This is a genomic window from Bacillus sp. FSL R9-9492 (assembly GCF_038007365.1).
GTDB classification, from domain to species: domain Bacteria; phylum Bacillota; class Bacilli; order Bacillales; family Bacillaceae_G; genus Bacillus_A; species Bacillus_A mycoides.
This window is the reverse complement of the sequence record NZ_JBBOXC010000001.1, coordinates 2858668-2877182: the sequence shown is the minus strand read 5'-3', so window position 1 is coordinate 2877182 and position 18515 is coordinate 2858668. Positions and strand designations below refer to the sequence as shown.

Below are 18515 nucleotides of genomic sequence, written 5' to 3'. Positions count from 1 at the left end.
AAAGGAGTAGTGACATGGATAATACAAAGGTACGTGTTGAAAATGTAACAAAAGTCTTTGGGAAACATCCGCAACGAGCGCTTACCTTATTAAAAGAAGGAAAAAGCAAATCCGAAATTTTAAAAGAGACAGGAATGAACGTTGGTGTGAAAAAGGCAACGTTTGAAGTATACACCGGAGAAATTTTCGTTATTATGGGTTTATCCGGTAGCGGGAAATCAACGCTAGTTCGAATGCTAAATCAATTAATCAAACCGACAGCCGGGCATATATACATAGATGGTGAAGACATCGCAACGATGGGAAAAGAAGAATTGCGAAGAGTAAGAAGGACGAAAATGAGTATGGTTTTTCAGAAGTTTGCTTTATTTCCACATCGCACGGTAATACAAAATGTTGCGTACGGGTTAGAAATTCAAGGAGTTCCAGTAGAGGAACGAGAAAATAAGGCGTTAGAATCGCTACAGTTAGTAGGACTCGATCATCATAAAGATAATTACCCTAGTCAACTTAGTGGTGGTATGCAGCAGCGTGTTGGAATTGCAAGGGCACTAACGAATAATCCAGATGTATTACTAATGGACGAGTCATTTAGTGCATTAGATCCACTAATTCGAAAAGAAATGCAAGATGAATTGTTAGAGTTACAAGATAAAATGGAAAAAACAATTATTTTTATTACACATGATTTAGATGAAGCTCTTCGAATTGGTGATCGTATCGCATTAATGAAAGATGGAGAAATTGTCCAAATTGGAACACCGGAAGAAATTATGATGAGCCCTGCAAATGAATTTGTAGAGAAATTCGTGGCGGATGTGAATTTAGGAAAAGTAATTACGGCAGAATCTATTTTAAAAAGACCAGAAACGTTATTAATCGATCGTGGGCCGCGTGTAGCTCTGCAAATTATGAGAAATGCAGGTGTTTCTACGGTATATGTTGTGAACAAAAAGTATGAGTTTTTAGGTATTTTAACAGCGGATGATGCAAGTAAAGCAATGAAAAAACAATGGCCAATTGCTGATTTATTACTTAACGATATTCCACACGTTTATCTAGATACATTACTGGAAGAAACGTATGCAAAAATGGCGGAGATGAAATATCCATTACCCGTAATTGATGAAAAGAAAAGGTTGAGAGGAATTATTAAACGTGAAAGTGTCATTCAAGCTCTTGCAGGTAACATTGAGGAAGAGGTGAAAGACGATGAATAATATTCCGCGCATTCCATTAGGCGAATGGGTCGATTCATTTGTTGCAAGTTTATATGAGCACTTTGAAGGCTTGTTCCGAGGATTCTCCTATATTATCGGTGGATTTGTTGATTTACTCACTAATTTTTTAACAATAATACCAGCCATAGTGATGATTATCATCTTATGTTTCCTCATTTGGTACACAACGAGGAAATTATCTTTAGTCATTTTTACGCTCATCGGATTATTATTTATTTTAAATATTAACTACTGGGCACAAACGATGCAAACATTAGCGCTCGTACTTACGTCAGTTATTATTTCAATTATTATCGGAATTCCCATTGGCATTTTAGCATCTCAAAATGAACGTTTCTCAAAATTTTTAAAACCGACATTAGATTTTATGCAAACAATGCCGGCATTCGTCTATCTCATTCCCGCGATAACATTTTTTGGAGTAGGCGTCGTACCAGGCATTATTGCTTCCGTTATTTTTGCTATGCCACCGACAATCAGATTTACAGACTTAGGAATTAGACAAGTTCCAGAAGATTTAATTGAAGCTGCGAATGCGTTTGGCTCTACCGCATCACAAAAATTATTTAAAGTACAATTACCGCTCGCAACCGGAACGATCATGGCTGGCGTGAATCAAAGTATTATGCTTTCGTTATCAATGGTTGTAACAGCTTCACTTGTAGGAGCGCCAGGACTTGGCGTCGATGTATATCGCTCTGTAACACAAGTAAATATCGGAATGGGATTTGAAGCTGGACTAGCTATCGTCGTGATTGCGATTATATTAGACCGAATTACGCAAGGGTTTTATACAAAAAGAAAATAATTCAAAAAACACACTTTATACTAAAAAGTGTGTTTTTTGAATTCGAATTACATCCGAACAATAACAGAACCTCCAGCTGGTGCACAAACTTGGTTTTGCTGTTGTTCCATTGATTTTATTAATTGATTATTTTCTTCGATTAATGAGATTAATTTAGCTAATTGGCTTTCAAGGCTTGCGATACGCTGCATCATGTATTGCGAATCATAATGCAGTGTATTCCTTACTGGATGGGGGGGAGTAAGCATATTGTTGATTTATATTTGGATTCCAATGAGGATACATTTGAATCGTTCCTCCTTCAATAAATTACTGATCTTTCTTATAGTAAATGCCTATGTATATGTAATGGTGACTTAAAAATTCTTTCAAACGAAGAGGATTATGTAGGGGGAATGGAAAAGTAATAAAGTACATTTTCTGGAAATTTTCAAGCGGAATAGCAAATATATTAGGAGACAGCAACGTTCATGTAAATGGATATTATATGGGGAGAAATTATGAGAGGAGATGCTATTTTGGCTAATAATAAAAAAAGAAATGATGCTATGACAATTGGTGTCGCTATAGGTGTTGTAATCGGTGTAATTCCTGGTGTATTTAATGATAATATAGCAATCGGAATAGCGATTGGGATTGCAGTTGGAATGGGGATTACGCTTTTGAAGAAATAATGAGTTGTAAATTATTTTAATGTGAAAATTCTCATTTCAAGAGATTGAATTTTCGGAATATAAAACCTATTTTTCCTTTTTTTATGATATTATATATGCAAAGGATGGTGATGGATATGCCAATAAACAATCAAGCAGAACAAAACTGCTTCATTTGTGAAAAACATAAAGGGAACATTACAGTTCCAGGTGGAGCTATTTACGAAGATGAACTCATTTACGTTGGACATGTCCATTGGGATGCAGAAGAAACATATCTTGGTTATGTAATGATTGATATAAAGAGACATGTACCTGGTCTCGCTGAATTAACTGAAGATGAGGCAAAGGCATTCGGACTGATAACAAGTAGAGTAAGTAAAGCGCTTAAAGAAAGCAAAGGTGCAGAACATATTTACAGTTTCGTTTCAGGTAATGGTGTACCACATTTGCATATGCACATTATTCCGCGTTATCCAAATACACCAAAAGAGTTTTGGTCACCGACTGAAGTAGCAAATTGGACTGGTGCACCACATGGAGATTCAGAGAAAATTAAAAAACTATGCGAAAGAATACGAAAGTATATGGTAAATGAGTATGCATACAACAAATAATACACAATATTCATGGGTTGGAAGTAGGGAAATGTGTTTAGACGAAGTTTCAGTAAAGCAATATGGTGATATCGTACTTGGTAAATACGGCGGGAATATAAGTGCCGGAGCAAAAAAGAATGAAGACGGTGCATTAGTTTTGTCGAATGGTGATTGGGAATTCGCCGTTATATTAGACGGACATAATAGTACAGAAAGTGTGGATTTAGTAGTAAATACAATTAAAAAAGAATATGAAAATATAGAAGTGATTATGAAAGAATCAATTGAAACCGTATTTCGATCTGTTGAAAATTATATACTTACGATATTTCAATCCTGCTCATTTAAAGAAAAGTGCGAAAGGGTAAAAGGTGAAACTGCTTGCTTAATATGCGTAAGAAAAGAAAATTACATATGGTGGCTTTCCATAGGTGATTGCTTAGTTTATGTATTTCATGATGAATTACATAAATTAGGACAATATACATTGAATCAACGCCACTTTTACGAATGGATTGGAAATGTAAACACATTTGATTTACCTGTTCCTTGCTATTCTTCAGGAATTCGTGAACTACGTACTGGAAAGAATCGAATTGTAATGGTGACAGATGGGGTATTAGAATGCGGGGAACGCCGTTATGAAACGCCATTAAACCTATACAGTGATATGAATAAAAATAATATAGCGCTTAAAGAAAATGTTCACAATATTTTAGAACACGTTCATCATCAATTAGGACGAGATAGTGCGACCATTATTAGTTGGGACCTAGAAAACAAAACAAATGCTACGTATCCGAGTGATCAGTCGGAGAAAATTAAAGTGAAAAAATAAAAAGGAGAGGGTTTTCTGTCAGTTACAAAAATATCCTTATTAATTTTATGGGTGCTATCTTTATTGGTTTTTGAAAGAATAGCGAGAAGACAGTTAAATATACCGAAACAAAAAGGATGGAATAACCAATATGTGAATGATACACATAAATGGGGAAATAGAATTATTATTTCCTCTTATATAGTTGTTATTGCTATAAGCACTTTTCTTCCAAATCGTATATATATGGGCTATGTACCTCTTTTGTTTTTTATTACGTTATATGGATTTCAATCATATATGGAGTGGAAATATGATAAGGAATCGCGGGAGTTTTTGATTTCATTATTAGGAGTTGCAGCATTAATAATAACAGGGTTCATACTATATTTCTTCCTTTAATATAGTATAAATTTAAAGGAAGAGGGAGAGAAGAAATGAAAAACCTTTTCTTACGTGCAGAATCGATCATTTTTAATGAAGATCATTCAAGAATACTCGTTCAATAACCGTTAATATAGTCCACTTTATTTTAAACAATTCAATGAAGTAATAGGAGGAATGATATTGAGAACCTATACATTTTGGATTATAATTTTTGTTTTTTGTATAGCGGGCTACTTTTTGGATCGATTTTTAAGAAAAAAATTGAATATGCCAAAGAGCGGGTTTTGGGGATATAATAAATATGTAAATAGCTTACATAAAAAATTGGAAATAGGACTGCTTTTTGTTTATTTAATAATTAGTTTTATTTACATCTTTAAATTCGAAAGCACTAATATTTGGTTTATCATTTTCACTTATTTAGGGGTTACGTGGATCCTAAGGACATGGATGGAATGGAAGTATGATAGAGAATCGAAAGAATATATTTTTTCGATAATTGGATTATTTGCAGTTATTTTTATGACTTCGATGCTATTTTACTTCGTTCCACCTGCTGCATAATAAAATGATTATTGATGGTACAAATAATGAGATAACTAATTAATAAGAAACCATTCATCTATACATGAATGGTTTCTTATTATGTGTATGAAGTTCGGCCTTCGCAATTTAATCATTTATTTTAACCGATATGGATTTAATGAAATTTGTTTTATCCGCTGCATATTTATGCTTATCATTAGGGTTAGCTTTTGAAAGTTGAATCTTTAACTGTTCATACTGCATACGAGAAGTTTTATTGTCTATTAAGTAGTCTCTGAATTTTAATTGTTCCATTAAATATTTATTCTCTTGTTCATACATATGAATTTGATGAGTTCTTGGCTCACCTTTATTGAAATAATACCTTTCAGGTAATACATCTTTTCTATATTTATAATGTAATTGTTCTAGGTTTGTAATACATTTTAGACCACTTTTGAAATCTTTTAATTCAATCGCAATATCAATAATAGGTTTTGCGCTTAAATGCGGGATGGAAGTACTTCCGATATGGTGTATCGCTAAAATATATTTTCCAATTTGTTCCTCAATCAATTGTTTTTCTTTTGAAAATTCAAATTCCCACTTTTCGGACCACGGAACTAAAAACACTTTACCATAGGGTAAACCTAGCATTTAATTAGCACCCCCTTACATATTTTTTCAATAAAGTTACTTACATCTTCCTAAAACTCTTCAAAACAAGAAACTCCCATAATCTCCAAGGTAAAATCTTCTTCGCAAAGATCATAAATTTTACACCTTTCCCAATTGGGTATCGTAATGTAGTACGCCTTGCTTCAGCAATTTCTACGATTTTATTTGCAACATCTATCGGATTACCAAATGTATCACTGCCGCTATTAATATGTTTTTGGATTTTATCCATATATTCATTGTAAGGAGAAGAACTATCAGATTGGTTTGTAGCTAGTTGTTTACCAACTTCCCAAATATTCGTGTTATAAGAACCAGGTTCAATTAATGCAACATCTATTCCGAAAGGTTGTACTTCTAAACGAAGGGATTCACTCCAGCCTTCTAATGCATATTTTGAAGAAACGTAAGGGGATAAACCAGGGAATCCGACTTGGCCGCTAATGCTGCTAATATTAATGATTTTTCCGCTTTTCTGTTCTCTCATATATGGTAAGGCAAGCTGAGTGATTGATATAGCTCCAAAAAGGTTCGTTTCAAATTGTTTACGGTATTCCTCTACTGGAATTTCTTCTACAAAGCCCCCAGTTGCATATCCTGCATTATTAATGAGAAGGTCTACTCTGTTTATTTCTTTTAAAAATAATTGGAAGTTATGTATAGAACCTTGATCTGTTACATCTAATTGTTGAACTTTTATATTTTGTTGTAAGTGGAGTTTAGTAGCTTGAGATATTAAGTCTACTTGTTTTTCAAGATTTCGCATTGTAGCAATGACAAAATAGTCTTTTTTTGCAAGTTCAAGTGTCGTTAAAAGTCCGAATCCACTTGATGCCCCTGTAATAATCGCGATTTTTGTATTCATTGTTCGCTCGCTTTCTTTTTCTTTTATCATAACGAGTTATAAAGAGAAAATCTATTAATCTTACATATTGTTTTTATACATGTAATAGCAATTAGTAGCATTCTATATTTTAGGAGGCGGCTTATGGATTAGGTGCTTTAAGTTTTTTTTAGCGCGCATAAGTGTGGCTAAAAAGAGGGAATCGTATAGACTCAGCGTATATAGAGAAGAGAGTGTTGCATTCATGATGATGAAATTAAGTTTTTAAAATGGGGGGAAGCAAAGTGTTCCATGTTAAAGACGTATTAGCAGATCAGTTATTAGCAAATGCGAATGATCCCAGTTGGTATATTCCATTTTCAGATGCAGTTAAGGATTTATCTGAGAGAGAAGCTTTCTGGAAACCGAATGAAGAGTGTAATAGTATAGCTGAAATTGTACAACATTTACTGTATTGGAATACGACGTGGCAAACTAGGTACAAAGAATCAAATGTTAATGCTGTGCCTGCTATTGGTGATAATAACAAAAGTTTTATGCTTTCAGATAATCAAACATTTGAAGAGTTAAGAGAAAAACTATTAGAGAAACTGTTACAATGGCAAAGTCTCATAAATGAAGACAAGGTTGAAAGTGATGTAATTGGATTTCCTGTATCTGCGAAGTGGTGGGAAGTATTAGCTAATGTAACGACTCATAACGCGTATCACATTGGTCAAATTATTTACATTCGGAAATTACAGAAGAGTTTTGATAATGAATAAGATAATAATTCTCAAATTAGGTGAACAAAAGTGGACAAAACGAGACAGATGTCTCATTTTGTCCACTTTTTTATTATGAAAGAAAAGAGAAAACCTATTAAATCAGGGATTAGAATTTGGCACAGTACTTGCAATATAAAAGATGAACAAGAAAATAGGAGGGCTGGACATGTTAAAAACAACTGAAAGTAAAGGGAATGAAATTACGAAAGAACAAGCTCGTTGGATGTATGAAAAAATGTTAGAGATTCGTAAGTTTGAAGACAAGGTGCATGAATTGTTCGCGCAAGGCGTTCTGCCAGGTTTCGTTCATTTATACGCTGGTGAAGAAGCAGTAGCAGTTGGTGTATGTGCCCACTTAACAGATAGTGACAGTATTACAAGTACGCATAGAGGTCACGGCCATTGTATCGCAAAAGGTTGTGATTTAAATGGCATGATGGCCGAACTTTTTGGGAAAGCGACAGGGTTATGTAAAGGTAAAGGTGGTTCAATGCATATTGCCGATTTAGATAAAGGAATGCTTGGTGCAAATGGGATTGTAGGCGGAGGTTTTCCACTTGCTTGCGGTTCAGCATTAACAGCTAAATATAAAGGAACGAAAGATGTAAGTGTTTGCTTCTTCGGTGACGGAGCAAATAATGAAGGAACATTCCATGAAGGGGTTAATTTAGCAGCGATTTGGAAGTTACCAGTTATTTTTATCGCAGAAAATAACGGTTACGGTGAAGCAACAACATTTGAATATGCTTCTAGTTGTAACTCTATTGCTGATCGTGCAAAAGCATATAACATTCCGGGTGTTCAAGTAGATGGAAAAGATCTATTAGCAGTATATAAAGCGGCGGAAGAGGCTGTTGAGCGTGCACGTAATGGCGGTGGCCCAACTTTAATTGAATGCATGACATATCGTAATTACGGTCATTTTGAAGGAGAAGCACAAACGTATAAAACAGCGGAAGAAAAAGAAGAACATTTAAATGAAAAAGATGCGATTGTGCATTTCCGCAAGCATTTAATTCATGAAGCTTTATTAACGGAATCCGAACTTGTGGATATGGAAAAGGCAGTAGATGAAGCAGTACAAAAATCAATTGAATTTAGTGAAAACAGTCCATATCCAGAGGATGAAGAATTATTAAAAGATGTATACGTTTCTTACAAATAAGAGGAGGGTGAAAAATAATGACTAGAACAGTAAGTATGTCAACTGCAATTAATGAAGCGATGAAAATATCAATGCGTCGTGATGAAAACGTAATTTTAATCGGAGAAGATGTTGCAGGCGGTGCACAAGTGGATCACTTGCAAGATGATGAAGCATGGGGCGGTGTACTCGGTGTTACGAAAGGACTTGTACAAGAATTTGGTCGAAATCGTATTTTAGATACTCCAATTTCAGAAGCGGGTTATATGGGAGCGGCGATGGCAGCTGCTGCAACAGGTTTACGCCCGATAGCTGAATTAATGTTTAATGATTTTATCGGTAGTTGTCTTGATCAAGTATTAAACCAAGGTGCAAAGTTCCGCTATATGTTCGGTGGAAAAGCGAAAGTGCCAGTTACAGTACGTACGATGCACGGTGCTGGATTTAGCGCAGCGGCACAGCATTCACAAAGTTTATATGCGTTATTTACGAGCATTCCAGGTATAAAAGTTGTCGTTCCTTCCACTCCTTATGACGCAAAAGGCTTATTATTAGCGGCAATTGAAGATGACGATCCAGTAATCTTCTTTGAAGATAAAACACTTTACAATATGAAAGGCGAAGTACCAGAAGGGTACTATACAATTCCTTTAGGAAAAGCAGATATTAAACGTGAAGGTTCTGATGTAACAATCGTTGCAATTGGAAAACAAGTTCATACAGCACTTGCGGCTGCAAAGCAATTATCGGAAAAAGGACTCGAAGTAGAAGTAATCGATCCACGTTCTTTATCACCGCTGGATGAAGATACGATTTTAGCATCTGTTGAAAAAACGAATCGCCTAATTGTTATTGACGAAGCAAATCCAAGATGTAGTATCGCAACAGATATTGCGGCAATTGTAGCGGATAAAGGATTCGATTTGTTAGATGCACCTATTAAACGAATTACAGCGCCACATACACCAGTTCCGTTTTCGCCACCACTTGAAAAGTTATATTTACCAACGCCGGAGAAAGTAATTGAAACTGTATCAGAAATGATCGGAGACCAATCTTTATTACGTGTGTAATGAAACGATGAGAAGGGAGAGAGAAACATGGCTGTAGAAGTTGTAATGCCGAAGTTAGGTATGGCGATGAAAGAAGGTATTATTACGAGCTGGAATATTAAAGCAGGTGATAATGTAGAAAAAGGTGAACTAATTGCTAGTATTAACTCGGAAAAAATCGAAACTGAAATAGAAGCACCAGCTGATGGAACTGTTCTTGATATAGCTGTAAGTGAAGATGAGGGAGTGCCGCCGGGTACTGTAATTTGCTACATCGGTAAACAGGACGAAAAAATAGAAGTCTATGAAAGTACAAATGTTGTAGAAGAAAAAATACCTAATCCAGAACCTAAAAATATACAACATCCAGAACCATATGCGAAAGAAATAGCAAATCAAAGAATCAAAATTTCACCTGTTGCGAAGAAAATTGCAAAGTCTGAAAATCTGGATATCAAGGCATTAGTTGGTACAGGTCCTGGTGGAAGAATTACAAAGGTAGATGTGTTAAAGGTGCTTGAAAAAAGAGTGCCGATTCCAGAAGTACTTGAACAAGAAGAAAGTAAAGTCATTCCTGTTACTGGTATGCGGAAGGCAATTGCGAACCGTATGCATGCAAGCTTACAAAATAGTGCGCAATTAACATTAACGATGAAAGTAGATGTTACAGATTTAGTTGCTTTACATAAAGAAATAGCGGAAGTTGTACAAAAACGATACGATAACAAACTAACCATTACGGATTTTGTTTCTCGTGCTGTTGTATTAGCGCTTGGGGAGCATAAAGAAATGAATAGCGCTTATATAGATGATGCCATTCATCAATTTGAATATATTCATTTGGGTATGGCAGTCGCGTTAGAAAAAGGATTAGTCGTTCCAGCTATTCGCTTTGCTAATAATCTATCTTTAGTAGAGTTATCTAAAGAGATTAAAAATGTGGCACAAAAGGCACGAGCAGGCAGTTTAAGTAGTGATGATATGCAAGGGACAACATTTACAATTAGTAATTTAGGTAGCTTCGGGATTGAATATTTCACACCAGTATTAAATACACCTGAAACTGGTATTTTAGGTGTAGGTGCAATTGAACATGTTCCTGTATATAAAGGGAAAAAATTAAGAAAAGGAAGTATGTTACCTTTAAGTTTAACATTCGATCATCGTGTATTAGATGGTGCACCAGCAGCTGCATTTTTACACACAATTAAAAGTTATTTAGAAGAGCCTGTAACAATTCTTTTATAAAGAGAAGGTGAGAAAATGAGTAATTTAGTTGTTATTGGGGGCGGACCTGCTGGTTATGTAGCGGCAATTACCGCGGCTCAAAATGGAAAAGATGTCACTCTTATTGATGAAGCTGATCTTGGCGGGACTTGTTTAAATGTCGGTTGTATGCCTACGAAATTATTGTTAGAAAGTGCGGAAGTATACGATATTGTTAATCATGCGAATCGTTTTGGAGTATTAGTAGATAAGCAGAATATATCAATTGATTGGAAACAAATACAGACGAGAAAATCACAAATCGTAACGCAGCTCGTCCAAGGAATCCAATATTTAATGAAGAAAAATAAAATAAAAGTTATACAAGGTAAAGCGAAATTTGAAACGGATCACCGTATGCGAGTTACACACGGTGATAAAGAAGATGTAGTAGATGGAGAACAGTTCATTATAGCGGCAGGATCAGAACCAACTGAATTACCTTTTGCTCCATTTGATGGGAAGTGGATTTTAAATAGTAGTCATGCAATGTCCCTAGAAAATATACCAAAATCATTATTAATCGTTGGTGGTGGTGTAATAGGTTGCGAGTTTGCAAGCATTTATAGTCGTCTTGGAACAAAAGTTACGATTGTTGAAATGGCATCGCAATTATTACCTGGTGAAGATGAAGATATCGCACAAATTTTAAGGGAGAAACTAGAAAATGATGGCGTAAAAATATTTACAGGAGCGGCTTTAAAAGGATTAAATAATTATAAGAAGCAGGCTTCATTTGAATATGAAGGAAGTATCCAAGAAGCCAACCCGGAATTCATTCTCGTTTCTGTAGGTCGAAAACCACGTGTACAAGAATTAGCTTTAGAAAAAGCAGGCATTCAATTTTCAAATAAAGGAATTTCTGTGAATGAACATATGCAAACAAACAGATCACATATTTACGCAACGGGTGATGTGATTGGTGGAATACAGCTTGCTCACGTTGCCTTCCATGAAGGAACGACAGCGGCATTACACGCGAGCGGAGAAGATGTGAAAGTAAACTATCATGCTGTACCTCGCTGTATTTATACAGCTCCAGAAATTGCTAGTGTCGGTTTAACAGAAAAAGGAGCAAGAGAGCAATACGGTGACATCCTCATCGGAGAATTCGCATTTACAGCGAACGGAAAAGCGCTTATTATTGGAGAACAAACGGGGAAAGTAAAAGTTATTGTGGAACCTAAATATCAAGAAATTGTAGGGATTTCTATTATCGGTCCTCGTGCAACCGAACTAATCGGACAAGGAACGGTGATGATTCATACAGAAGTAACCGCTGATATAATGAGAGATTATATTGCAGCACATCCAACTTTATCTGAAGCAATCCATGAAGCATTATTGCAGGCGGTAGGACATGCTGTACATGCTTGAAGGTAAAAAGACCAGTCTAATATGACTGGTCTTTTTAGTAAATAATATTTAAGTAGCAATATGTATAAAAAGATACTAGAAAAATCACTATACTCTCATGTTTTTTTAATCGATGAGAGTATAGTGATTTTGAAACGTCTTCACTTATTTAATTGAAATGCGCTGTTACTATTTAATTTCAATAGCTGAAGTTATATCGTTCCAATCTGCAGCTAAATTAGCAGTTTGACCATACCAATCAGAGTGTCTAAAGGAGACACCTTTTCCATATCCTTGAGTTGAAGAATGTTCCCATAGCGTTGTTGAATAACTTGCAGAAGGTGAAGCTGTACTTACAGAAGAAATTCTGTCGTTCCAGCTAGAAGGTAGGTTTTTAAAGCCACTGCTCCAATAAATATACTGTCCACCTTTATTTTGATGCTCATAAAAATCGGTACTACCAGCACCACTACCTAAAGGGTTAATTTTATTTTTAAGTGCCTTTTTATCCTTTTCAATAAAAGCATTCAATGTTTCTCTGCTAGTAAAGCCATAAGCTAACCAATCTCCATTTTCATTTTGCTTAGGTAGTACCATAGTAATTTGGATGTCTTTTTTTGATTGATCGCTTAATTTTGTGAATGAATTAACATTCTTTTCATCAACTTTTAAATAATCAAATGATTTAATTGTATTATCTTTTTCTGCAGCACTTACTACTCCTAATCCTCCAGTTAATGCAAAACCTGCTACTAATGTCCCTGCTACTAATTTCTTCAACATATAACCATCCCTTTTTGTTTAGATTTTTGTACAGGTAAAACTTGTACATGTAAAATGTATTCTAATTTCACATTTTTGTAAATATTCTGAAGTTTTAGAAATAATAGGCGGAATATTTACATTTTTGCATTTATTCTTTAGAAAAAATAGCTATTGGAATGATATAATAAATAGATATATTGCTTTTGTTGGATGTTGAAATGTTTTAGGAGGAAAGCCATTGAAGTATTTCAATAAAGATTGGTATAAAGAAATGCAAATTATAGAATTTGTAAGTTTTATAGAGTCTATAAAAGAATGGTCAGAAATGGATATACAAAGTTTAATAGAGGAAATAAAGGAAAGGAAAATAGATTTATTAAAATTCCTTCCTGAATCCATACATCCATTTATTCATAGCACCACAATTAATTCAGAATATCCTTCTAGTGAATTGAAAAAACTTATGAAAGAATGGATAGAGGATTGTGAGAAACGAAGGGCTCATTTAGATCGATTCTACTTAGAGCACTTCTATTCGATTAAGAAAAAACTCCCAACAAATGTTATGAAGTTACATAATTGCTCACTACATGACAGTGTAGTCAAATCAGTAGAGAGAAGATCAAAAGATACGCTAATTATAACTTTAGATTGCAGTGGTACTTTCAGTGAATTTGACAAACTGGAAGTAACTTTTACAGGCGTAACGAAATGTTCTATTCCGGAAAATTTTGAAGGTGCTTGGTGGTTATGTCATGAAATAGATCTTACTAATGAAGGTTTCGAATTGGATGTTTTATTTGATTGCCCATTTGAAGAAGTGACGATTTGTGCAAAAGATGTATTGCTTAAGAAAAGTAACTAGTAAACTTTATAACTTTACAAACAAAAAACAGTCTTATATGACTGTTTTTTATTTAGATGCTAAATTATCAAGTTTCCAATATGTATCTGTTAACGGCGCAGCTTTGCTATCTATGTATAAATACATATTATTTAAATCTTTTGGAGAAGTTTTCATATTAAATACAATGTCGGTAGTTAAAGAAAACTCAGATGGAACCTTTTTAGCATTTTCATTTTGTATAAATTCACCTTCGTATTTTTCACCCGTTTTTTCATCTTTTATGAAATATTTTATTTCTGAAAGATCTATCGTTTGTCCTTCAGCACGAGCATTATTTATAGTAACGCGAGCTGTGAGACGCCACTCTTTGTCTATTTTATCGAATTTTGCATTTTCAACAGTTGCTCTATAGTATTCGTTTTTAAATATTTCCCCATAGTGCATTGCATTCTTTTCAAAAGCGCTCTTTTCTTGTTTTGGTGCAGTATTTCCACTACACCCTGCCATTATTCCTGTAAATAATAATGCTGTACAAGTTACTTTAATTATAGATTTCATAGTAATCCCTTTCTGTATTAAAAAGTAAAACATAGGAATAATTTTACATCAATAGGAAGGTAAATGGAAGTATGTTTGTGGAATATGCAAATATACATTTATTTCGTTTTCAAGTTAATGGGATAGAAAGAGGGAGAAAAACTGTATAAAGCTGAATAAATCAGAATTGAAAATATTGTAATACAGAAAAAGCATGCATATAATTAAAATAAAGATTAAATTTCTGAATCTTCAATAATGGTGGTGATAACATGTTCACTGAAGAGCGTAGAGAGAAAATTTTAGAGTTACTTAAGAAAGATGGAAGAGTAATCGCAAAGGATCTTGCGGAAAGTTTTGATATGTCTATTGATTCTATAAGAAGAGATCTATCCATTATGGAGAAAGAGAGTTTATTAAAAAGAACGCACGGAGGTGCAGTTGAACTTACGCGAGTGAGAAACTTAGCTGCCGAACCATCGAAACGTTATCGTGATAGTTCAATAGATGAAGATGCGATTGCGAAAGTTGCTGTATCCTACATACAAGAAGGAGATTCCGTTTTTATTGGCGGGGCTTCCATTCATTATGCCATGTTAAAGTATTTACCTGAAACATCATTTATAGTTATTACGAATGCTTTAGAAATTGCTAGTAAGTTACGAGAATATAAGAACATTGATACGTACTTAATTGGTGGAAAAGTGAAACCATCAGGAAATATGACAGATACACTGGCCTCTGAATTGATAAGTAGATTCTCTATTGATCTTTATTTCTCTACAGGTGGCGGTATTTCATTGAATGGTATAAGTACTGCGACACCGGAAGTTGCTTATTTTGGAAAAACAGTAAGTAAAATTGCTAGAAGAAATATTTGTTTAGCTCCTCATAATAAACTTGGAATAGACTGCTTTATAAAAGGAGAGTCACTGTTAGAAATTGACCTTATAATAACAGATGAAGGGGCTAGTAAAGAAACGATTCAACAATTTGAGAAACAAGGTAAAGAAATTGTAATAGCGTCAATAGACCTCATTTAAAAGGAGTTTGAAATGATTATAAAAGGACAAGAGTTTCATATAAATGGATTAACTTATACAGTTCGTTCTGCAGCTGAAACGGATGCTGAGCAGTTATCGGAAATTAGAGTTCAGATCGATGGCGAAACTGAAAATATGGATAGAGAAGCTGGAGAGGGGTTTATTGATAAGATAGGGTTTCAAAAAATAGTAAAAACAGATAGTGAAGAGATGAAGAATCTTTTTTTAGTTGCAGAAGTGCACAACCGAATCGTAGGATTTTCGAGATGTGAAGGATCAAATTTGAAGAGATTATCCCATAAAGTAGAGTTTGGTGTTTGTATTTTAAGAGAGTTTTGGGGATATGGAATGGGTAAGAGTCTATTGCAACAATCTATTCAGTGGGCTGATGAAAATGAAGTGAAAAAGATATCATTGCAAGTGTTAGAGACAAATGAAAAAGCCATCCAACTTTATAAAAAATTAGGTTTGGAGGTAGAAGGTATTCTAAAAAATGATAAAAAACTGTCGGATGGTAAGTATTATAATACGGTAGTAATGGGAAGGTTTACTGATACTTTTCATAAAAGAGGTGAAGAAGTATGTTTTACAGAAGGAAATACTATGTAGTAAAAAATGAATTCATAGAAATATTTAATGATCATTTCAATGATACTAATTTACCTAATCAAATAAAATATGGTTCTCGTTTAATAGGACGCTGGATGAAAGATAATAATGATGGTACGACTGAAGTATTTGCAATATGGGAATATGATAGTTATGAACAGTATAAAGAAATTGAATCAAAAATTAGAAGCGACAAGATACATGTTAAAAGAATACATGATTGGTATGAAAAACATGGCGGGAAAGAATATGTTTTACAGGAGTACATATTAGAGTTAAAAAATGAAGAGTTAGTATGTACTGTAAAGTGATAGAGGGGTGAGGAATAATGGGAATTAAAACAAAATTATATTTTAGTTTAGCATCCACCATTTTATTTGCAATAGCGGTGATAGTTTTCTTTATAAACGGCAATCCACAAAAGTGGTTTTGGTTATGTATTTTCTTTGCGTCCATTATACAAAATATAGTTCTACTAAAAAAGAATAAAGAAGTTCATTAAGATATTCAAATTATTAACATATTTGTGTCATCTTTCTAGTTGTATTGAAAACGCTTTTATTCAGTTTTATAATAAAAGTATGTTTTATAAATCTCCAAAACAATTAATAGGGGAGATGATACAATGTTAGCTTCACCGTTTTACTTACATACATGGAAAAAGTTTGTGGATGAAGGAGTCCTTGATTCGAACCGTATAAACGAAAGAATTTCAGAGTCATGGCATCGATGTAAACAAGCAAATGTGAATCCTCATATGAATAAAGGTCAGAAAATTTTGTCTTCTGATATTTTTCAGGATCAAAAGAAAAAGAGTGAAATCTTCCTTGATATAGCAATACCTCAAATACAAAATATGAGAAAAACCATTGATGAACTGCAAATGATGGCATTATTAATTGATCCAGATGGTTATGTTCTATCATTAAGTGGGAATCAGCAAACGTTGAAACGAGCGAAACATATTAATTTTATTGAAGGTGTGAAATGGACGGAAGCAGCTGTTGGTACAAATGCGATAGGAACAGCGTTACAGATTGAAGAGGCTATTATGATAAGTGGTACAGAGCATTATTCTGTCGCATCTCATAGCTGGAGCTGTGCGGCCTCTCCGATTCATAATGATGATGGGAAATTAATTGGTGTTCTAGATTTCTCCTGTCCAATTGAGTTTTCACATCCATATATGCTCGGAATGGTAACTTCGATCGCGCATGCGATTGAACGTGAATGTAGTATTCGAGTACATCAAAATGAACTGCATTTAATCCATCGTTTTTTAGATGTAATTGACAGTGATGAACAAGTTGTTATTTGTAACCATCGTGATGTTATCGTTTCTGCGAGCAAGAGGGTTCGTGAACGAGTATGTAATTGGTCACGAATGAAACTTGAAGATTTATTGCACAATGGATTGAAACCTAAATTAGAGGTACCGGTATATAGTAATGATAGAATGATTGGGAAATGTATTTACTTAAAGGAAAATAAACAAGAAAATTTATTTTCTACTTACCCGTTTATAAACGGAATTACTTTCCCTGGAGTTATTGGGACAAGCAGCGTATTTCAACATACTTTAGAAGAAATTAAGCTTGTTTCACCAACTGACGCTAGTATATATGTTTGTGGAGAAACAGGTGTAGGGAAAGAATATGTAGCGAGAGCGATTCATGAAAATAGTCCAAGAAAAAATGGTCCTTTTATAGCTGTTAACTGCGGTTCATTACCGAAAGAATTAATGGAAAGTGAATTATTCGGTTATGCTGAAGGTGCGTTTACAGGTGCGCGGCGCCAAGGATATAAAGGGAAATTCGAACAAGCAGACGGAGGAACAATATTTTTAGATGAAATTGGTGAAGTACCGCCAGAGATGCAAGTGGCATTATTGCGTGTTTTGCAAGAACGAACAGTAACCCCAATTGGTAGTTCAAAAGAGGTACCAGTAAATATTCGTATTATTACTGCGACACATAAAGATTTACTACGATTAGTAGAAGAAGGGAAATTCCGTCAAGATTTATATTATCGTTTACATGTTTATCCGCTATATGTTCCGTCGTTAATAGAAAGAAAAGAGGATATTCCGTACTTCATACAACATTTTTGTGAACGAAAGGATTGGAATGTTGTATTTCCAAAGAGTATTTGTAATCAATTTTCACAGCATACATGGCCCGGAAATATTCGAGAATTATTAAATGTAGTAGAACGCATATACATTTTGTCGCAAGGACGGGAAATATGCGAAAAACAAATCTCTTTTTTATTACAAACAATGATTGGAAATCAACATCAACTTGAATTGCAAGCAGAAAATAAAACGGAGCATACATTAAATTTCCGTGAAAAAATACAGCGTGATAGCATGATTGAAGCGTTGCAAAAGACGAACGGAAATGTTTCATTAGCTGCAAAACTATTAGATGTGCCACGCAGTACATTTTATAAACGTATGCAAAAATTTAGGCTATAAAAGTAGATTTTTGTAATCTACTTTTTCTTTATGGGCTCACGTTCTGTCGGAATGTGCGCTTGCCAGGGAAATAATAGAATAATTAGAAAGAAGATTTCCTG

The 18515-nt window shown here is 34.4% G+C and carries 21 protein-coding genes and 1 pseudogene; 17 read left to right on the top strand and 5 right to left on the bottom strand.

What is annotated here, in order from left to right:
- The first annotated feature begins 14 nt into the window (after positions 1-14).
- On the top strand, positions 15-1220 hold the full coding sequence (locus MKY70_RS14640; protein WP_002013036.1) for a quaternary amine ABC transporter ATP-binding protein: 1206 nt from the start codon (positions 15-17) through the stop codon (positions 1218-1220).
- Positions 1213-2049, top strand: a complete 837-nt coding sequence (locus MKY70_RS14635) for an ABC transporter permease (RefSeq protein WP_002127727.1) — start codon at positions 1213-1215, stop codon at positions 2047-2049. The genes MKY70_RS14640 and MKY70_RS14635 overlap by 8 nt, the downstream gene beginning before the upstream one ends.
- A gap of 47 nt (positions 2050-2096) precedes the next feature.
- On the opposite strand, the pseudogene MKY70_RS14630 reads toward MKY70_RS14635, so the two are convergent.
- Positions 2097-2334: pseudogene (locus MKY70_RS14630) on the bottom strand (hypothetical protein).
- A gap of 215 nt (positions 2335-2549) precedes the next feature.
- Here MKY70_RS14630 and MKY70_RS14625 point away from each other — a divergent pair.
- The 5 genes from MKY70_RS14625 (at position 2550) to MKY70_RS14605 (ending at position 5069) form a co-directional block, all read left to right on the top strand.
- Positions 2550-2723, top strand: a complete 174-nt coding sequence (locus MKY70_RS14625) for a hypothetical protein (RefSeq protein ID WP_002085128.1) — start codon at positions 2550-2552, stop codon at positions 2721-2723.
- Positions 2724-2827: 104 nt separating this feature from the next.
- The gene (locus tag MKY70_RS14620) at positions 2828-3319 is read left to right on the top strand and encodes an HIT family protein (protein WP_078185648.1); all 492 of its coding nucleotides are present in this window, start codon (positions 2828-2830) and stop codon (positions 3317-3319) included.
- A complete protein-coding gene (locus MKY70_RS14615) occupies positions 3303-4139 on the top strand; it encodes a PP2C family serine/threonine-protein phosphatase (protein ID WP_341024844.1) in 837 nt (278 codons plus the stop codon). The genes MKY70_RS14620 and MKY70_RS14615 overlap by 17 nt, the downstream gene beginning before the upstream one ends.
- 63 nt (positions 4140-4202) lie before the next feature.
- Positions 4203-4520: a DUF4181 domain-containing protein gene (locus tag MKY70_RS14610; protein WP_080784428.1), complete on the top strand. Its 318-nt coding sequence runs from the start codon at positions 4203-4205 to the stop codon at positions 4518-4520.
- 165 nt (positions 4521-4685) lie between these two features.
- Positions 4686-5069 carry a DUF4181 domain-containing protein gene (locus MKY70_RS14605; protein WP_060751394.1) on the top strand — a complete coding sequence of 128 codons (384 nt, stop codon included), beginning with the start codon at positions 4686-4688 and terminating at the stop codon, positions 5067-5069.
- A gap of 108 nt (positions 5070-5177) precedes the next feature.
- Here MKY70_RS14605 and MKY70_RS14600 read toward each other — a convergent pair whose 3' ends face one another.
- Together MKY70_RS14600 and MKY70_RS14595 are read right to left on the bottom strand one after the other, a co-directional pair.
- Entirely contained in the window at positions 5178-5687 is a 510-nt protein-coding gene (locus tag MKY70_RS14600; RefSeq protein WP_341024841.1) for a GrpB family protein, read from the bottom strand.
- A gap of 40 nt (positions 5688-5727) precedes the next feature.
- Positions 5728-6573, bottom strand: a complete 846-nt coding sequence (locus tag MKY70_RS14595; protein WP_341024838.1) for an oxidoreductase — start codon at positions 6571-6573, stop codon at positions 5728-5730.
- Positions 6574-6836: 263 nt separating this feature from the next.
- On the opposite strand from MKY70_RS14595, the gene MKY70_RS14590 reads away from it, so the two are divergent.
- From MKY70_RS14590 to lpdA, 5 genes are all read left to right on the top strand, one after another.
- A complete protein-coding gene (locus MKY70_RS14590) occupies positions 6837-7316 on the top strand; it encodes a DinB family protein (RefSeq protein ID WP_002085139.1) in 480 nt (159 codons plus the stop codon).
- 169 nt (positions 7317-7485) lie between these two features.
- Positions 7486-8484, top strand: a complete 999-nt coding sequence (gene acoA / locus MKY70_RS14585) for an acetoin:2,6-dichlorophenolindophenol oxidoreductase subunit alpha (protein WP_002127717.1) — start codon at positions 7486-7488, stop codon at positions 8482-8484.
- Positions 8485-8501: 17 nt separating this feature from the next.
- Positions 8502-9536, top strand: a complete 1035-nt coding sequence (acoB, locus tag MKY70_RS14580; RefSeq protein ID WP_002085142.1) for an acetoin:2,6-dichlorophenolindophenol oxidoreductase subunit beta — start codon at positions 8502-8504, stop codon at positions 9534-9536.
- A gap of 27 nt (positions 9537-9563) precedes the next feature.
- The gene (locus MKY70_RS14575) at positions 9564-10763 is read left to right on the top strand and encodes a dihydrolipoamide acetyltransferase family protein (protein ID WP_341024835.1); all 1200 of its coding nucleotides are present in this window, start codon (positions 9564-9566) and stop codon (positions 10761-10763) included.
- Between the two features lie 15 nt (positions 10764-10778).
- On the top strand, positions 10779-12158 hold the full coding sequence (gene lpdA / locus MKY70_RS14570) for a dihydrolipoyl dehydrogenase (RefSeq protein WP_341024834.1): 1380 nt from the start codon (positions 10779-10781) through the stop codon (positions 12156-12158).
- Positions 12159-12326: 168 nt separating this feature from the next.
- On the opposite strand, the gene MKY70_RS14565 is transcribed toward lpdA, so the two are convergent.
- Entirely contained in the window at positions 12327-12920 is a 594-nt protein-coding gene (locus MKY70_RS14565; protein ID WP_061674243.1) for a hypothetical protein, read from the bottom strand.
- A 220-nt stretch (positions 12921-13140) separates the two neighbouring features.
- Here MKY70_RS14565 and MKY70_RS14560 point away from each other — a divergent pair, with 220 nt between their 5' ends.
- Positions 13141-13767 carry a DUF4085 family protein gene (locus tag MKY70_RS14560; RefSeq protein ID WP_341024831.1) on the top strand — a complete coding sequence of 209 codons (627 nt, stop codon included), beginning with the start codon at positions 13141-13143 and terminating at the stop codon, positions 13765-13767.
- 48 nt (positions 13768-13815) lie between these two features.
- On the opposite strand, the gene MKY70_RS14555 is transcribed toward MKY70_RS14560, so the two are convergent.
- Positions 13816-14307, bottom strand: coding sequence for a hypothetical protein (locus tag MKY70_RS14555; RefSeq protein ID WP_341024829.1), 492 nt, complete (start codon positions 14305-14307; stop codon positions 13816-13818).
- 251 nt (positions 14308-14558) lie between these two features.
- On the opposite strand from MKY70_RS14555, the gene MKY70_RS14550 reads away from it, so the two are divergent.
- From MKY70_RS14550 to MKY70_RS14535, 4 genes are all read left to right on the top strand, one after another.
- The gene (locus MKY70_RS14550) at positions 14559-15329 is read left to right on the top strand and encodes a DeoR/GlpR family DNA-binding transcription regulator (protein WP_341024827.1); all 771 of its coding nucleotides are present in this window, start codon (positions 14559-14561) and stop codon (positions 15327-15329) included.
- Between the two features lie 12 nt (positions 15330-15341).
- Entirely contained in the window at positions 15342-15938 is a 597-nt protein-coding gene (locus tag MKY70_RS14545; RefSeq protein ID WP_341024824.1) for a GNAT family N-acetyltransferase, read from the top strand.
- Positions 15911-16249: an NIPSNAP family protein gene (locus tag MKY70_RS14540; RefSeq protein WP_002127705.1), complete on the top strand. Its 339-nt coding sequence runs from the start codon at positions 15911-15913 to the stop codon at positions 16247-16249. The genes MKY70_RS14545 and MKY70_RS14540 overlap by 28 nt, the downstream gene beginning before the upstream one ends.
- A 314-nt stretch (positions 16250-16563) precedes the next feature.
- Positions 16564-18414, top strand: coding sequence for a sigma-54-dependent Fis family transcriptional regulator (locus tag MKY70_RS14535; protein WP_088033635.1), 1851 nt, complete (start codon positions 16564-16566; stop codon positions 18412-18414).
- Positions 18415-18515 lie beyond the last annotated feature (101 nt).

Bases quoted from the DNA above. Each gene is read 5' to 3' on its own strand.
- MKY70_RS14640 (WP_002013036.1), top strand. From the start codon at position 15: ATGGATAATACAAAGGTACGTGTTGAAAATGTAACAAAAGTCTTTGGG.
- MKY70_RS14635 (WP_002127727.1), top strand. From the start codon at position 1,213: ATGAATAATATTCCGCGCATTCCATTAGGCGAATGGGTCGATTCATTT.
- MKY70_RS14625 (WP_002085128.1), top strand. From the start codon at position 2,550: ATGAGAGGAGATGCTATTTTGGCTAATAATAAAAAAAGAAATGATGCT.
- MKY70_RS14620 (WP_078185648.1), top strand. From the start codon at position 2,828: ATGGTGATGGATATGCCAATAAACAATCAAGCAGAACAAAACTGCTTC.
- MKY70_RS14615 (WP_341024844.1), top strand. From the start codon at position 3,303: ATGCATACAACAAATAATACACAATATTCATGGGTTGGAAGTAGGGAA.
- MKY70_RS14600 (WP_341024841.1), bottom strand. From the start codon at position 5,687: ATGCTAGGTTTACCCTATGGTAAAGTGTTTTTAGTTCCGTGGTCCGAA.
- MKY70_RS14595 (WP_341024838.1), bottom strand. From the start codon at position 6,573: ATGAATACAAAAATCGCGATTATTACAGGGGCATCAAGTGGATTCGGA.
- acoA (WP_002127717.1), top strand. From the start codon at position 7,486: ATGTTAAAAACAACTGAAAGTAAAGGGAATGAAATTACGAAAGAACAA.
- acoB (WP_002085142.1), top strand. From the start codon at position 8,502: ATGACTAGAACAGTAAGTATGTCAACTGCAATTAATGAAGCGATGAAA.
- MKY70_RS14575 (WP_341024835.1), top strand. From the start codon at position 9,564: ATGGCTGTAGAAGTTGTAATGCCGAAGTTAGGTATGGCGATGAAAGAA.
- lpdA (WP_341024834.1), top strand. From the start codon at position 10,779: ATGAGTAATTTAGTTGTTATTGGGGGCGGACCTGCTGGTTATGTAGCG.
- MKY70_RS14565 (WP_061674243.1), bottom strand. From the start codon at position 12,920: ATGTTGAAGAAATTAGTAGCAGGGACATTAGTAGCAGGTTTTGCATTA.
- MKY70_RS14555 (WP_341024829.1), bottom strand. From the start codon at position 14,307: ATGAAATCTATAATTAAAGTAACTTGTACAGCATTATTATTTACAGGA.
- MKY70_RS14550 (WP_341024827.1), top strand. From the start codon at position 14,559: ATGTTCACTGAAGAGCGTAGAGAGAAAATTTTAGAGTTACTTAAGAAA.
- MKY70_RS14545 (WP_341024824.1), top strand. From the start codon at position 15,342: ATGATTATAAAAGGACAAGAGTTTCATATAAATGGATTAACTTATACA.
- MKY70_RS14540 (WP_002127705.1), top strand. From the start codon at position 15,911: ATGTTTTACAGAAGGAAATACTATGTAGTAAAAAATGAATTCATAGAA.
- MKY70_RS14535 (WP_088033635.1), top strand. From the start codon at position 16,564: ATGTTAGCTTCACCGTTTTACTTACATACATGGAAAAAGTTTGTGGAT.